Source organism: Caulobacter endophyticus, assembly GCF_029543245.1.
GTDB classification, from domain to species: domain Bacteria; phylum Pseudomonadota; class Alphaproteobacteria; order Caulobacterales; family Caulobacteraceae; genus Caulobacter; species Caulobacter endophyticus_A.
Genome location: NZ_JARQWV010000013.1, coordinates 141,283 through 154,383, shown reverse-complemented (window position 1 = coordinate 154,383; position 13,101 = coordinate 141,283). Strand labels below are relative to the sequence as shown.

General features: G+C 68.7%; 14 protein-coding genes. 7 read left to right on the top strand and 7 right to left on the bottom strand.

Annotated elements, in window-relative coordinates; all coding sequences use genetic code 11:
• Positions 1–389: 389 nt before the first annotated feature.
• Together P7A99_RS14280 and P7A99_RS14275 are read left to right on the top strand one after the other, a co-directional pair.
• Positions 390–812 carry an Hsp20 family protein gene (locus tag P7A99_RS14280; RefSeq protein ID WP_101718683.1) on the top strand — a complete coding sequence of 141 codons (423 nt, stop codon included), beginning with the start codon at positions 390–392 and terminating at the stop codon, positions 810–812.
• A gap of 79 nt (positions 813–891) precedes the next feature.
• Positions 892–1,158 carry a DUF1150 family protein gene (locus P7A99_RS14275; RefSeq protein ID WP_277794485.1) on the top strand — a complete coding sequence of 89 codons (267 nt, stop codon included), beginning with the start codon at positions 892–894 and terminating at the stop codon, positions 1,156–1,158.
• Positions 1,159–1,246: 88 nt separating this feature from the next.
• Here P7A99_RS14275 and P7A99_RS14270 read toward each other — a convergent pair whose 3' ends face one another.
• Together P7A99_RS14270 and P7A99_RS14265 are read right to left on the bottom strand one after the other, a co-directional pair.
• Positions 1,247–2,038, bottom strand: coding sequence for a SapC family protein (locus P7A99_RS14270; RefSeq protein WP_277794484.1), 792 nt, complete (start codon positions 2,036–2,038; stop codon positions 1,247–1,249).
• 168 nt (positions 2,039–2,206) lie between these two features.
• A complete protein-coding gene (locus tag P7A99_RS14265; protein WP_277794492.1) occupies positions 2,207–4,240 on the bottom strand; it encodes a TonB-dependent receptor in 2,034 nt (677 codons plus the stop codon).
• 150 nt (positions 4,241–4,390) lie between these two features.
• Here P7A99_RS14265 and P7A99_RS14260 point away from each other — a divergent pair, with 150 nt between their 5' ends.
• On the top strand, positions 4,391–5,203 hold the full coding sequence (locus P7A99_RS14260) for an acid phosphatase (RefSeq protein ID WP_277794483.1): 813 nt from the start codon (positions 4,391–4,393) through the stop codon (positions 5,201–5,203).
• A gap of 87 nt (positions 5,204–5,290) precedes the next feature.
• Here the strand turns inward: P7A99_RS14260 and P7A99_RS14255 are convergent, their stop codons facing one another.
• The 4 genes from P7A99_RS14255 to P7A99_RS14240 all read right to left on the bottom strand — a co-directional run bounded on the left by P7A99_RS14255 (position 5,291) and on the right by P7A99_RS14240 (position 9,765).
• Positions 5,291–5,956 carry a DUF6624 domain-containing protein gene (locus tag P7A99_RS14255; protein ID WP_277794482.1) on the bottom strand — a complete coding sequence of 222 codons (666 nt, stop codon included), beginning with the start codon at positions 5,954–5,956 and terminating at the stop codon, positions 5,291–5,293.
• 136 nt (positions 5,957–6,092) lie between these two features.
• On the bottom strand, positions 6,093–7,319 hold the full coding sequence (locus tag P7A99_RS14250) for an argininosuccinate synthase (protein WP_101720316.1): 1,227 nt from the start codon (positions 7,317–7,319) through the stop codon (positions 6,093–6,095).
• A gap of 91 nt (positions 7,320–7,410) precedes the next feature.
• Entirely contained in the window at positions 7,411–7,773 is a 363-nt protein-coding gene (locus P7A99_RS14245; RefSeq protein WP_277794481.1) for a hypothetical protein, read from the bottom strand.
• Positions 7,774–9,765: a potassium transporter Kup gene (locus P7A99_RS14240; RefSeq protein ID WP_277794480.1), complete on the bottom strand. Its 1,992-nt coding sequence runs from the start codon at positions 9,763–9,765 to the stop codon at positions 7,774–7,776.
• Between the two features lie 175 nt (positions 9,766–9,940).
• Here P7A99_RS14240 and P7A99_RS14235 point away from each other — a divergent pair, with 175 nt between their 5' ends.
• The 4 genes from P7A99_RS14235 to P7A99_RS14220 all read left to right on the top strand — a co-directional run bounded on the left by P7A99_RS14235 (position 9,941) and on the right by P7A99_RS14220 (position 12,371).
• Positions 9,941–10,390 carry an Rrf2 family transcriptional regulator gene (locus tag P7A99_RS14235; protein WP_101720319.1) on the top strand — a complete coding sequence of 150 codons (450 nt, stop codon included), beginning with the start codon at positions 9,941–9,943 and terminating at the stop codon, positions 10,388–10,390.
• 164 nt (positions 10,391–10,554) lie between these two features.
• Positions 10,555–11,163 carry a flavodoxin family protein gene (locus tag P7A99_RS14230; protein ID WP_277794479.1) on the top strand — a complete coding sequence of 203 codons (609 nt, stop codon included), beginning with the start codon at positions 10,555–10,557 and terminating at the stop codon, positions 11,161–11,163.
• A gap of 162 nt (positions 11,164–11,325) precedes the next feature.
• Entirely contained in the window at positions 11,326–12,126 is an 801-nt protein-coding gene (locus P7A99_RS14225) for an SDR family NAD(P)-dependent oxidoreductase (protein WP_277794478.1), read from the top strand.
• A gap of 2 nt (positions 12,127–12,128) precedes the next feature.
• Positions 12,129–12,371, top strand: coding sequence for a hypothetical protein (locus P7A99_RS14220; protein ID WP_277794477.1), 243 nt, complete (start codon positions 12,129–12,131; stop codon positions 12,369–12,371).
• Here P7A99_RS14220 and P7A99_RS14215 read toward each other — a convergent pair whose 3' ends face one another.
• Complete coding sequence (locus P7A99_RS14215) at positions 12,372–13,070, bottom strand: MarC family protein (protein ID WP_109101139.1); 699 nt, start codon at positions 13,068–13,070, stop codon at positions 12,372–12,374.
• Positions 13,071–13,101: the final 31 nt, after the last annotated feature.

Below are 13,101 nucleotides of genomic sequence, written 5' to 3'. Positions count from 1 at the left end.
AAGCAGCCCTTCCCGAAGACCAGAGGTCGTCGGCAATCCAGCTGCCCGAGTCGATTGAGGCCGCGGAACTTAGCGATGAGATCCATACGAAGCAAGGGCCTTGTGGGCCCCGGTTTCGAGCGTCTTCGTCAGCGCCGTTCCGAGGAGGAGCGCATATAGGCCTGTGACCGGACCGTGACAAGCGCCAACCCGCACGCATCCACAGATCTGGCGCAGATCTGGCGCTTTCCATGCCGCGACGCACCGTCGCGCCGGCCCCCGGACCCCGGCTCCACGCCTTGAACCCCGCCCGCCGCGTCGCCACTTCAGCTTCACGATCGCGGACCGGGGCGCCGCTCCAGGGCCCCGGGCTCCGCGAACGAAGTCGCTTTTATGCGTAAGGACTTCGCATGACCCGGACGATCCTGTTCGACAGCCCGTTCCTGCTGGGCTTCGAGCACACCCGAGACCTCATAGAGCGCGCCGCCAAGGCCGCGGGCGAAAGCTATCCGCCCTATAATGTCGAACAGACCGACGAGGGCGTGCGCATCACCCTGGCCGTGGCCGGCTTTTCGCCCGACCAGCTGCAGGTGACCGTCGAGGGCGGTCAGCTGGTGGTGGCCGGACGCCGCGACGGCGACGTCCGCACCGAGGCCGAGCGCGCCTATCTTCACCGGGGCATCGCCGCCCGCGGCTTCGTCCGCACCTTCGTCCTGGCCGAAGGCATGGAGGTCTCGGCCGCCACGCTCGAGCACGGCCTTCTGCATGTCGACGTCGCCCGCCCGCCGCCCGAGCGCCAGGTCAGGCGCATCCCCATCCGCTCGCAGGGCTGAGCCCTTGCGCAACACTCACGCTCCCGCCGCCTGAACCGCAGGGACTTCGGAGCGTTCCCCTATCGAAGGAGGTGGTCACATGACGCCCAGTTCGCACACGCCGTTCTTCTCGACCGAGGCCTTCGCCGCGCTGGGCGCGCCGGACCTCGTCTATGTGCGCCCGATCAAGGCGGCCGAGATCCTCGCCGACGCCCCCGAGGGGGTGGAGGACTTCGACCTGGCGCCCGACCAGACGCTCTATGCAGTCTGCCGGGCCGACGGCGCCCGCCTGGCGGTGCTGACCGACCGCGACGCGGCCGTGGCCGCCGCCCTGGCCCACGAACTGGCCCCGGTCTCGGTTCACTAGGACTCGTCGCTTTCCATGACGGTCCAAATGAAAAGGGCGGCGGATCCTTGCGATCCGCCGCCCTCTTCCTTTGTCCTTACGCCGGACCTCAGTTGAGGTTGGCGGCCGGGGCCTGAGCCTGGCGGAACATGGTGATGGCGATCAGGCGATCCCAACCGACCAGCGACACCAGGTGGGCGTAGATCTGGGCGAGAGCGCCCGAAGCCTGGAATTCCTTCAGCTTCTCGATCGGCAGGGCGTTCAGCTTCTCTTCCGAGATGCCGTAGTACTCGGCCACGACCTGCGGCTCGCCGGCCTGGCCGTTGCTGTCCTGCGGGGTGAAGGTGGCGGTCTTCAGTTCGAAGAGGTCGTTGTCCTTCAGCAGCTGCACGAACGAGTCGGTGCGGCGGCGTTCGACTTCGAAGTCGTCGCAGAACTTGATGCAGTTCTGGGTGTATTCGGTCGGCTCGCCCTTGGCGTCGAACAGCGGGGTCTCGCCGGCTTCCGACAGCAGGCTCGAGGCGCGGTCGATGCAGACGATCATGCGGCCTTGCGACTCGTCGTTGGCCAGCACGAACGGATAGCGACGGACATAGGCCGGGATGTAGACGCCGACTTCGGTCGAGCCGTCGGCGTGGATGAACAGGTTCTCGCCCTGGTTCAGACCCATGACGGCCAGCGGGGTGCGCTCTTCACCGGCGAAGATGATCGGATAGGACAGGCCGGCCGGACCGAACTCGGTCACGGTCAGCGGCACGGCCGTGCCGGCCGCGGCGAAGGCGTAGGGCTTGTCCTGGTGGACCAGGGCCAGCTTGCCGTGCAGTTCGCGGTTCAGCGGTTCGGGCGTCGAGTAGAAGAGAACGTTGCCGGTGATGCCGCCGGCGGACTGGGTCGTTTCCATAAGAAGCTCTACAGAAGGGCTGAAAGAACGGACGCTCTATCGCTCTAGGCGGCCTTGAGGTGGTCAGCGCTTCTAGCCGATCTGCGATATCGCGGCAATCGACACGTCCGGACGGGGAATCGCCCCCGCCACTCTCGCCCCGGGGCGAAAGCGGCGAAGGCGTCCAGCCTAGAACTTCCAGGCGATCCCGGTGCGGATCGACCGGCCCGGCGAGGGCGCGATGTCCTTGAGGAACGAGGCGTGCTCGCGCACCTCCTCGTTGGTCAGGTTGCGGCCGTCGACGAACCAGCGCAGCGGCTTGTCCTCGAACGGCTTGACCGTCACCCGCAGATTCACCGTGGTGTAGGCGTCGGTCGGCAGCTCGAAGTCCGCCACCCGGTCCTGCTCGGCCACGTGACGCACTTCCAGCTCAGCCTCGACATTGGAGGCGCTCCAGATGGCCCGGCCGGTCAGCGACCACGGCGGCACGCGGGCCGGCACGCCGATATCGGTTTCGCCGCGCACATAGTCGGCCACGCCTTCCAGGCGGATCGACTGGTCCTTGCCGCGCCAGGCGTCGTAGCCGACCTCCAGCTCGGCGCCGTGGAACTTGGCGCCGGTCTGGAAGTACTGGAACACCGGCAGGCTGTCCTCGATCTCGCCGGTCGGCGCCTCCTCGATGAAGTTGTCGTACCAGGCGCCCCACAGGTGGCCCTCGATGCGCAGGCGCGGACCGGTCCAGCGGTAGGTGGCCTCCAGCGAGGTGACGGTTTCGGAATCGAGGCTGTCGTCGCCCTTCTCGTAGCCGCCGGTGCCCGGGTGCGGACCGTCGGCGAACAGTTCGAACTCGGTCGGCGCGCGGCCGTTGCGCGACAGGGTCAAGGCGACGAACTGGTGCTCGGCCGGCTTGTAGAACACGCCCAGCGAGGCCGAGACGTTGTCGAAGTCGCGCTTCTGCGTCGCCGTCTCCAGCGAGCGGGTGTCGAAGCGCAGGCCCGCGTCCACGCCCCAGTCGCCGCGATCGAAGCGCTGCAGGGTGAAGAGGCCGTACTCCTTGATGTCGACGCTGGGTACGAAGGCCTCGTCGCCGATCGCTTCGAAGCTGCGGGTCAGGGCCTGGAAGCCGATGGCGCCCTGGTGGCCGTCATGCTCGCGATGCACCAGCTCGACGCGGCCCTCGGTGCCGTCCGACAGAAAGCGGGTGCCGACCTCGCCGTCCTCGACGCTGACCTCGGCGTGCTCGTAGTCCGCATGCCCGATGGAGACGCGCACCTTCTCGAACCACGGGGTGTCGAGCTCCTGCTCGCCGCGCAGGTCGTAGCGGGTCTGCTGCAGGTGGATCGACACGGGACCTTCGGCGTCCGGGTCGATGGGGCTGAGGATCTGCTGGTAGGGCACGCCGTAGGTGGTGTCGGTGCGCTTGACCGACAGGCCCACGAAGCCGCGATCGTGCACATAGGAGACGCCGGCGCCGTAGGCGTCCATCTCGACGTCGGTGTTGCGCACGGTCTTGTCCGGGTCGACGGTCAGGCCGTCGCGGGCGGCCAGGCGCGACGAGACCGGGGCCACCGGCACGCCGTAGTCGTCGCTTTCCCGGTGCACGGCGTCGACCGCGAACACCAGCGGGCCGGCGTTGAACTTGGCCGCGCCGCTGACGCCCCAGCCGCTGTCGACGCTGGACATCGAGCCGGCCACGCGGCCTTCGACGGGCGCGCTGGCGCGCGAGGAGGGCACGCGGTCGTCGAGCATGTTGACCACGCCGCCGATGCCCGAGCCGCCATAGGCCAGGGTGGACGGGCCGCGCAGCACCTCGATGCGCGAGGCCTCGGCCGGGTCGGAGGCCACCGCGTGGTCGGGCGACAGCGCCGAGGCGTCGACCTGGCCGACGCCGTTCTGCAGCACCATCACCCGCGGGCCCGACAGGCCGCGGATCACCGGACGCGAGGCGCCGGGGCCGTAGAAGGTGGAGCGCAGGCCGGGCAGGCCGTTCAGCACGTCGCCGAGGCCGGCGGGCGGGGCGACGTCCAGCTTGTCGCGGGTGACGACGTTGACGCTGCTGGTCACGGTGTCGAGCGAGACGGCGTAGGGGGCGGCGGTGACGACCACCTGCGATACGGCGTCGGGATCGGTTTCGGCGGGGGCGGCGGTGTCGGCGGCCCAGGCGGGCGCGGCAGCGGCGAGAACGAGGAGACTGGCGGCGGCGAGCGCCTCGCGACGGACCATGGAACGCGTCATGGACGGAAAATCCTAGCTTGCCGGGGGAGCGGCGAAGATCGCGTTATGAAATAACATATCCACCCGTCAATCCGCTTTCGCTTGACGCAGCCAAGTCGTCTCGCTCTGTGTCCGGACGACCTCACTTCGGGCTTTTCCATGATGCGTTTTTCGTCGCTCGCCTTTGTCTCCGCCCCCATTTCCGCCGCATTGCTGCTGGCCGCCTGCGCGCCCATCTCGGGCCAGGCTCCGGGCAATACCTATGCGCAGGCGGGTGGCTCGACGACCTGGACCAAGCCGCCGAAGGGCTATCTGACCTTGGCCGAGCCGTTCGATGCGCCGGGCATCGTCGGCCCGCCGCCGACCCCGAGCTCGCCGCGCGGCAAGGCCGATCGCGCCGCCTACGACGACACGCGCAAGCTGGCCGGCACGCCGGCCTGGGACAAGGCGATCGCCGACGCCGACCTGTCCGGCGCCAATGGCTTCAAGAGCTTCTCCTGCGCGGCCAAGGTAATGATCAGCCCGGAAAAGACCCCGACCCTGGCCAACCTGCTGCTGCGCATGACCGACGACGCCGGCACGATCTATCGCCCGGCCAAGCAGGCCTTCTCGCGCCCGCGCCCGCCGGTGGGCAACAGCAAGCCGATCTGCGTGCCGCGCGAGAAATGGATCGAGACCGAAGGCTCCTACCCCTCCGGTCACGCCCTGATCGGCTGGTCGTGGGGCCTCGTCCTGGCCGAACTGGTCCCCGACCGCGCCGCCCAGCTCACCGCCCGCGGCCGCCAGTTCGGCGACAGCCGGGTGATCTGCGGCGTCCACTTCCCCAGCGACCTGGAGGCCGGCCGCCTGCTGGGCGGGGTGATGGTCTCGCGCCTGCACGCCGATCCCGCCTTCGCCGCCGACCTGGAAAAGGCCAAGGCCGAGATCGCCGCCTCCAAGGCCGACGGCCCGCCCGCAGGCTGCGAGGGCTGACGCTCCTCCACAACGGCGCGCGACGCCCGGCTTCGACCTGGAGTGCGAGCCGCTCCGGAGCGGCCTGCGCCGGGAGCCGGCGGCCCCTCACCCCTTCGGCGGGTCGCAGCGGCCGTACATGGTGTCCAGGCCCTTGAGATACTCGGGCATCGTCTGAAGCCCGAGCGCCGAGCGGCGCCGCTCCAGGCCGGCCGGATCCTCGACATTGTCGGGCATGGCGTGACGGCCGTCGACGCAGCGCGCCCGCTGGGTGGCGTAGCGCTGGGGACGTCCCTCCTGCTCGGCGATGCGGTCGTAGAGATTGGGATAGCCGCCCGGCGCGCGGCCCTGGGCGACAAGGGGCTCCATCTTGGCCAGGGCCTCCTTCTGAAAAGCCAGGTCCGGCGAATGATTGACGATGTTGAAGGCCCCGTCTGCCGCGCGCTGGCCCACCTCCTCGAGCGTGAACCAGCCGCGTCCGGCCAGCAGAACCTTCAGGCGCGCGGTGTGCTTCACGTCGATGGGCTTGTAGTAGCGGGCCCAGACCGTGTCCAAGGCCTCCCGTTCCTCGGGCGAGGCCGTCTTGCGCGCCCGTAGGAACGTCAGCCGCGTCGCCTGGTCGACCGCGCCCATGCCGCCCAGTTCCTCGATCAGCGCCTCCCTGGCGACCAGGGCCTGCGCGTCGGCCCGCGCCTGGGCCACGACCGGCGATTCCCGCGCCAGGGCCGGCGCCGCCGCCAGCATCACCGCCGTCACCAGACCTGCCCGGATCATCGTCGCCCCTCCACCGATACCGGAAAGGTGGCGACATCTCGCGGCGCAATCATGGCGGCGATTGCGACCTGGCCCGCAAAGAAAAAGCCCCGCCGTTTCCGGCGGGGCTCGTTCCTATCGAAAGCTTCGAAAAGCCTCAGCCGCGCTGGTCGCGCTTGGCCAGCACGCGCAGGCGCAGGGCGTTGAGCTTGATGAAGCCGCCGGCGTCGCGGTGATCGTAGGCGACCTTGCCCTCCTCGAAGGTGACCAGGTCCTGGTCATACAGCGAGTAGGGGCTGGTGCGGCCGATGACCGTGACATTGCCCTTGTAGAGCTTCACGCGGACCTGACCCGACACCTTGGTCTGGCTGTAGTCGATGGCGGCCTGCAGCATCTCGCGCTCGGGCGAGAACCAGAAGCCGTTGTAGACGAGCGAAGCGTACTTCGGCATCAGCTCGTCCTTCAGGTGCATGGCGCCGCGGTCGAGCGTGATGCTCTCGATGCCGCGGTGGGCGGCCAGCAGGATGGTGCCGCCCGGGGTCTCGTAGACGCCGCGCGACTTCATGCCGACGAAGCGGTTTTCCACCAGGTCCAGACGGCCGATGCCGTTGTCGCGGCCCAGCTCGTTCAGCTTGGTCAGCAGGGTGGCCGGGCTCATCGCCACGCCGTCGATGGCGACCGGGTCGCCCTTCTCGAAGTCGATGGTGATGATCGTCGGCTGGTCCGGCGCGTCCTCAGGAGCGATGGTGCGCATGTGGACGAACTCGGGGGCCTCGACCGCCGGGTCTTCCAGGACCTTACCTTCCGACGAGCTGTGCAGCAGGTTGGCGTCGACGCTGAACGGGGCTTCGCCGCGCTTGTCCTTGGTGATCTGGATCTGGTGCTTCTCGGCGAACTCCAGCAGCGCTTCGCGCGACTTGAAGTCCCATTCGCGCCAGGGGGCGATCACGGTGATGTCGGGCTCGAGGCCGTAATAGCCGAGCTCGAAGCGGACCTGGTCGTTGCCCTTGCCGGTGGCGCCGTGGCTGACGGCGTCGGCGCCGACCTGGCGGGCGATCTCGATCTGGCGCTTGGCGATCAGCGGACGGGCGATCGAGGTGCCCAGCAGGTACTGGCCTTCATAGACCGTGTTGGCGCGGAACATCGGGAACACGAAGTCGCGCACGAACTCTTCGCGCACGTCCTCGATGAAGATGTTCTCGGGCTTCACGCCGGCGGCCAGGGCCTTGGCGCGCGCGGGCTCGATCTCTTCGCCCTGGCCGAGGTCGGCGGTGAAGGTCACGACTTCAGCGCCGTACTCGGTCTGCAGCCACTTGAGGATGATCGAGGTGTCGAGGCCGCCCGAATAGGCGAGCACGACCTTCTTGACGGGCTTCTGGGCCATGTCGGGGGTCCTTGTCGAAGGCGAAACACAAAGTCGCGGGGCGTTTAGCGCGCTTTTGCGACGAGGGAAACTGCGGGGGCGGCAAGCGGCCTCAGAGCCGGATCTTGCCCTCTTCGGCCAGTTGGTTCAGCGCCCGCCGCACCTGGGTCAGGTGGATGACCGCGAAGATCGCCGCCAGGGTGGCGCGAAGGCCCAGCATGATGATCGACAGCGTCAGCTCGTCAGCCTGGCGGCTCTCGACCAGCAGGTAGAGGCTGATGGCGAAGGCGCCGGCCGGCAGCAGCACCAGGGCAGGTCCACGCGGCAGGCGCAGCAGGGTCGCGCCGCTGGGCGACCAGGCCACGGGGGTCGGCTCGCCCTTGGGGATCTTGCCCCAGGCCATGCGCGAGGCCCCGGCCATGATCGACAGGGCCAGGATCCAGAGCACGTCGCCGATGACGCCGAGAATATCCATTTACACAGTCACCTGGGCGCCGAGCTCGACCACGCGGCCCGGCGGAATCTTGAAGAAGTCGGTCGGGTTGGCCGCGTTCTTCATCAGGAAGATGTACAGCCTGTCCTGCCACAGCGGCATGCCCGAATTGGCCGACGGCACGATCGAGCGGCGGCCGAGGAAGAAGCTGGTGGCCATGATGTCGAACTTCAGCCCCTGCTGCTTGCGCAGGAGGGCCAGAGCCTTGGGCACGTTCGGGCTTTCCATGAAGCCGTAATAGATCTCGACCTTCTTGAAGTCGTCGTTGACCTTGAAGGTCTTGATGCGGTCCTCCTCGGGCACGCGCGGCGTCTCGGCCGTGCGCACGGTCAGCACCACGTTGCGCTCATGCAGCACCTTGTTGTGCTTGAGATTGTGCATCAGCGCGACCGGGGTCATGTCCGGGTCGGAGGTCAGGAAGATCGCCGTGCCGGGCGCGCGGTGCGGTGCGCGGGCCCGCAGGATCTCCATCAGGTCGGCCAGGGGCACAGAGTCGCGGCGGGTCTTCTCGCTGAGGATCTGGCTGCCGCGCACCCAGGTGGCCATGATCATGAACAGGGCGGCGCCGATCAGCACCGGCAGCCAGCCGCCGGTGAAGAAGCGCAGGGCGTTGGCGCTGAGGAACACCAGGTCCAGCGTCATGAACGGGATCAGGAAGGCCAGGGCCGCCGGCCACTGCCACTTCCACAGCTGGCGCATGACGATGAAGGCCATGGCGGTCGTAACCACCATCGTGCCGGTGACCGCCAGGCCGTAGGCGTGCGCCATGGCCGACGAGGTCTTGAAGGTGAACATCACCGCCAGCACGCCCAGCAGCAGCATGGTGTTGAGCTGCGGCACGAAGATCTGGCCCGACTGGGTCTCGGACGTGCGGCGCACGTCCATGCGCGGCAGAAGCCCCAGCTGGATCGCCTGCTGGGTCAGCGAGAAGGCGCCGGTGATCACCGCCTGGCTGGCGATGACCGTGGCCGCGCCGGCCAGGATCACCAGCGGCAGGCGCAGCACGTCGGGCGCCATCTCGAAGAACCAGTTCAGCTCCTGGAACGGCACGCCGGCGCGCTCGGCCTCGATCAGGGTGGTCAGGGCCAGGGCGCCCTGGCCCAGATAGTTCAGGGCCAGGCACGGCAGCACGAAGAACAGCCAGGCGGCCTGGATCGGCCAGCGGCCGAAGTGGCCCATGTCGGCGGTCAGCGCCTCGGCCCCGGTCACGGTCAGGAAAACCGCGCCCAGCACGATGAAGCCGGCCATGCCGTGGTGCTGCAGGAAGTGGACGGCGTAATAGGGGTTGATCGCGCGGAACACGCCCGGGTGGGCCAGCAGGTTGTAGACGCCCAGGACGGCCATGACCGTGAACCACACGGCGCAGACCGGGCCGAACAGCTGGCCGACCTTGGCCGTGCCTCGGCTTTGGATGAAGAACAGCCCCAGCAGCATGACCGTCGCGATCAACAGCACCGCCTGGGTGCTGATCGAATGCTCCAGCGCCGGAATGGTCCGCAGGCCTTCGACGGCCGACAGCACCGACATGGCCGGGGTGATCACCGCGTCGCCGTAGAACAGCGCCGCCCCGATCACGCCCAGGCCGAAGACCAGCGCGGTGCGTCGTCCCATGGCGCGCTGGGCCAGGGCCATCAGCGACAGAACGCCGCCCTCGCCCTTGTTGTCGGCGCGCATGATGAACAGCACGTACTTGATCGTCACGACCAGGATCAGCGCCCACAGGGCCAGCGACACCACGCCGAGAATCTCGGCCCGGGTCACGCCGTCGGCGGCCGACGCGTGCAGCGCCTCCTTGAAGGCGTAGAGCGGGCTGGTGCCGATGTCGCCGAACACGACGCCGACAGAGCCCAGCGCAAGCGCGAACGTGCCATGGCCCTTGGGACCGTGACCATTCGAACCCGCTTGCTGGGGAATGTCGCACGCCGCGACGGAGGCGTTCTCAGTGTTCGAAACGCCGGAGGCTTCGGAAGCCATTCAATCCCTCCGGGACCGCGCCCTCGAAAATCTCGCGCGAAGCCCCATATCGATCAAGCGGCGCGCGATACACCCAATCCGATCCGGGTTCAATCGTGACCTTAAGGCCGCGAGCCTGATGGTTTTTGTTTCAACGCACGCGTTCCCCCCTTACGTTCCGGACTTACAGAAGATCATGTCCGACAGTCAGAAGTTCCCCGTCGCCGCTCACGCCCTGGCCTATCTGGCGCACAAGGAGGCTTTCAGCCCCGACCGCGCCGTGGCCAGCGCCGAACTCGCGGCCTCCGTGCCCACCAATCCGGTGGTGGTGCGGCGCGTCACCGCCATGCTCGGCAAGGCGGGGCTGATCGGCGCGCGCGCCGGCGCCAACGGCGGCGCCTGGCTGCTGAAGCCGGCCCAGGACATCACCCTCGACACCGTGCTGCGGGCCGTCCACGGCTGCGCCAACCTCGGCACCGCCCCGCCCGGGGTGAAGGGCTGCCCGGTCGGGGCCCGCATCCCCGACGCCGTCCGCGCGGCCCTGATCGCCGCCGACGCCGCCGCCGCCGAGCGCCTGTCGCGCATCTCGGTCGCCGACCTGCTGGCCGACCCGGCCGAGCGCGAGGCGGTCCTCAAGAGCGCCTGACCCCTCGGGCGGACAGCCCGAGAGCGCCTTAAAGCCCCCCGCAGAAAAACTGCACCCGAAATTGTTGCTGATCCCCCTGGCGCCGACGGCCGGCGATATTACGTAATCGCTACCGATACAGTTTCTGTTCGGGTCACATCATTCTCCTTCAGGGGACCACCGCCATGACCACCAAGGTCGCCATCGTCTATCACTCGGGCTACGGCCACACCGCCGTCCTCGCCGACAAGGTCGCCCAAGGCGTCCGCGACGCCGGCCAGACCCCGGTCCTGCTGCAGATCGAAAACGCCGCCCAGGACTTCAAGCCGATCCTCGACGCCATCACCGAGGCCGACGCCGTCGTGTTCGGCGCGCCGACCTACATGGGCGACGTCTCGGGCGTGTTCAAAGTCTTCGCCGACGCCACCTCGGCGGTGTTCTTCACCGGCGGCTGGAAGGACAAGCTGGCCGCGGGCTTCACCAACTCGCACAGCTTCGCCGGCGACAAGGGCCACGCCCTCAACAGCCTGACGATCCTGGCCGCCCAGCACGGCATGAACTGGATCAACCTCGGCGTCGCCCCGCCGGCCGTCACGGCCGCCGAGCGCGGTCCGGAGACGATCAACCGCGTGGGCTCGTTCGTCGGCGTCGCCGCCCAGTCGGACAACGCCTCGCCGGAGATCACCCCGCCGGCCGGCGACCGCGAGACCGCCCGCCTGCTGGGCGTGCGCGTGGCCGAGGCCGCCGTACGCTGGACCCGCGGCGCGCAACCGGCGCTGAGCGACGCGGCCTAAGACTTCAGGCATCGGGCGCGCCCTGCCCCTCCCCCGAGGGCGCGCCTTCGCGGAGGAACGACCGACCCCGCCCTCCCCCAGGTCGTTCCTCCGCCCCGCTTGAACCGGATCGGCGGGCGTGCTCGACTCCTGTGACGCTTTGCTTGCAGGACCTTCGACTCCATGGCCCGCCGCCTCGCCCTGATCACCGGCGCCTCCGCCGGCATCGGGGCCGCCTTCGCCCGCATCTACGCCAGCCACGGCTACGACGTGGCCCTGACCGCCCGCCGGCTCGACCGGCTGGAGTCGCTGGCCGCCGAGATCCGGATGCGCTTCGGGGTCGAGGCCTATGCGATCTCCGCCGACCTGGCCGATCCGGGCGGCGTGGATGCGGTGCTTGCCGCGATCGCCGCCGAGGGCCGCGACATCGACGCCCTCGTCAACAACGCCGGCTACGGCCTGCCCGGAACCTTCGACAAGACCAGCTGGGCCGACCAGTCGGCCTTCCTGCAGGTGATGCTGACCTCGGTCTGCGAAATGACCCACAAGGTGCTGCCGGGCATGGTCGAGCGCCGCTTCGGACGCATCGTCAACGTCGCTTCGCTGGCGGGTCTGGCCCCCGGCTCGGCCGGCCACACCCTCTATGCGGCGACGAAAAGCTTCCTGGTGAAGTTCTCCCAGAGCCTGCACCTGGAAAACCTGGGGAGCGGCGTGCACGCCAGCGCCCTGTGCCCGGGCTTCACCCTGTCGGAATTCCACGACGTCAACGGCACCCGGGCCCAGGTCAGCCAGAGCCTGCCGACCTGGATGTGGATGGGCGCCGACGAGGTCGCCGCCGCCGGCTACGAGGCGGCCGAGGCCAACCGCCCGGTCTGCGTCACCGGCGCGCCCAACAAGGCCATCGCCGTGCTGGCCAAGATCATCCCCGACGAATGGGCCTTGGCGTTGATCGCCAGCCAGGGCGGGAAGTTCCGGAAGGTTTGAGCATGCCGGTCTTCGAACAGGCGGGACGATCCTGGACCCTCTACTTCACCGACGACGGCTCGCGGGAGACCGTGATGATCGAGGTGCGCAACACCGGCGACATGGAGCTGGTGATGGAGATCGCCCAGCACGAGGACGGCGGTCCGATGACGGTGTCGCAGTTCGAGCAGGCCTTGCCGCTCGAACTGGTCGAAGCGGCCCTGGCCGACGCCAAGGTCCGCCTCCGCCCCATGGCGCCCGCCTGACTACTTCTCCGCCGCGTACGGCGCCTTGGCGTCCGCCCGGATCAGACCGCGCGTCGCGTCGCCCACACCGATCAGCACGAACTGAACGGCCAGGGCGCAGAGGATCAGGCCCAGCACCCGCACGACGATGCTCATGCCGATCCGGCCCAGCACCTTGCTGATCACCGGCGCGGCCCAGAAGGTGGCGACCAGCACCACCGACACCGCTGCGATGACGCCCACGCCCAGCGCCATGCCGGCCAGGCCCAGGTGCTTGGCCTCGCTGGCGTAGATGATCACGGTCGAGATCGCCCCCGGACCGATCAACAGCGGCATGGCGAACGGCACGATCAGCCGCTCGAACCGCTTCTTGGCATAGACCCGCGCCGAAAGCGGCTCGCCTTCGCCCTCGGCCGCGTCGGCGAACATGGTGGTGAAGTCGTCGCGCACCATGTCCAGGCCGAGAATGAACAGGATGATGCCGCCGGCGATGCGGAAGGCCGGCATCGAGATGCCGAAGAACTCCAGCAGCGCCACGCCCGTGAAATAGAAGAAGACCAGGAAGGCCACGACGAACAGGCCGATGTAGACGGCCACCATCCGCCGGCCGGCCGAGGCCGCGCCCAGGGTGGCGGCGGCGAACAGCGGCACGTTGCCGATCGGGTCGATCAGGGCGAACAGCGCGACGAAGAAGTTGACGGCGAGTTCGGCCTGGCTCATTCGACGTCCTCAACCTTCATGACTATGCGGG

Excerpts from the sequence above, each read along its gene's own strand:
- P7A99_RS14280 (WP_101718683.1), top strand. The coding sequence starts at position 390 with ATGACCCGGACGATCCTGTTCGACAGCCCGTTCCTGCTGGGCTTCGAG.
- P7A99_RS14275 (WP_277794485.1), top strand. The coding sequence starts at position 892 with ATGACGCCCAGTTCGCACACGCCGTTCTTCTCGACCGAGGCCTTCGCC.
- P7A99_RS14270 (WP_277794484.1), bottom strand. The coding sequence starts at position 2,038 with ATGGAAACGACCCAGTCCGCCGGCGGCATCACCGGCAACGTTCTCTTC.
- P7A99_RS14265 (WP_277794492.1), bottom strand. The coding sequence starts at position 4,240 with ATGGTCCGTCGCGAGGCGCTCGCCGCCGCCAGTCTCCTCGTTCTCGCC.
- P7A99_RS14260 (WP_277794483.1), top strand. The coding sequence starts at position 4,391 with ATGATGCGTTTTTCGTCGCTCGCCTTTGTCTCCGCCCCCATTTCCGCC.
- P7A99_RS14255 (WP_277794482.1), bottom strand. The coding sequence starts at position 5,956 with ATGATCCGGGCAGGTCTGGTGACGGCGGTGATGCTGGCGGCGGCGCCG.
- P7A99_RS14250 (WP_101720316.1), bottom strand. The coding sequence starts at position 7,319 with ATGGCCCAGAAGCCCGTCAAGAAGGTCGTGCTCGCCTATTCGGGCGGC.
- P7A99_RS14245 (WP_277794481.1), bottom strand. The coding sequence starts at position 7,773 with ATGGATATTCTCGGCGTCATCGGCGACGTGCTCTGGATCCTGGCCCTG.
- P7A99_RS14240 (WP_277794480.1), bottom strand. The coding sequence starts at position 9,765 with ATGGCTTCCGAAGCCTCCGGCGTTTCGAACACTGAGAACGCCTCCGTC.
- P7A99_RS14235 (WP_101720319.1), top strand. The coding sequence starts at position 9,941 with ATGTCCGACAGTCAGAAGTTCCCCGTCGCCGCTCACGCCCTGGCCTAT.
- P7A99_RS14230 (WP_277794479.1), top strand. The coding sequence starts at position 10,555 with ATGACCACCAAGGTCGCCATCGTCTATCACTCGGGCTACGGCCACACC.
- P7A99_RS14225 (WP_277794478.1), top strand. The coding sequence starts at position 11,326 with ATGGCCCGCCGCCTCGCCCTGATCACCGGCGCCTCCGCCGGCATCGGG.
- P7A99_RS14220 (WP_277794477.1), top strand. The coding sequence starts at position 12,129 with ATGCCGGTCTTCGAACAGGCGGGACGATCCTGGACCCTCTACTTCACC.
- P7A99_RS14215 (WP_109101139.1), bottom strand. The coding sequence starts at position 13,070 with ATGAGCCAGGCCGAACTCGCCGTCAACTTCTTCGTCGCGCTGTTCGCC.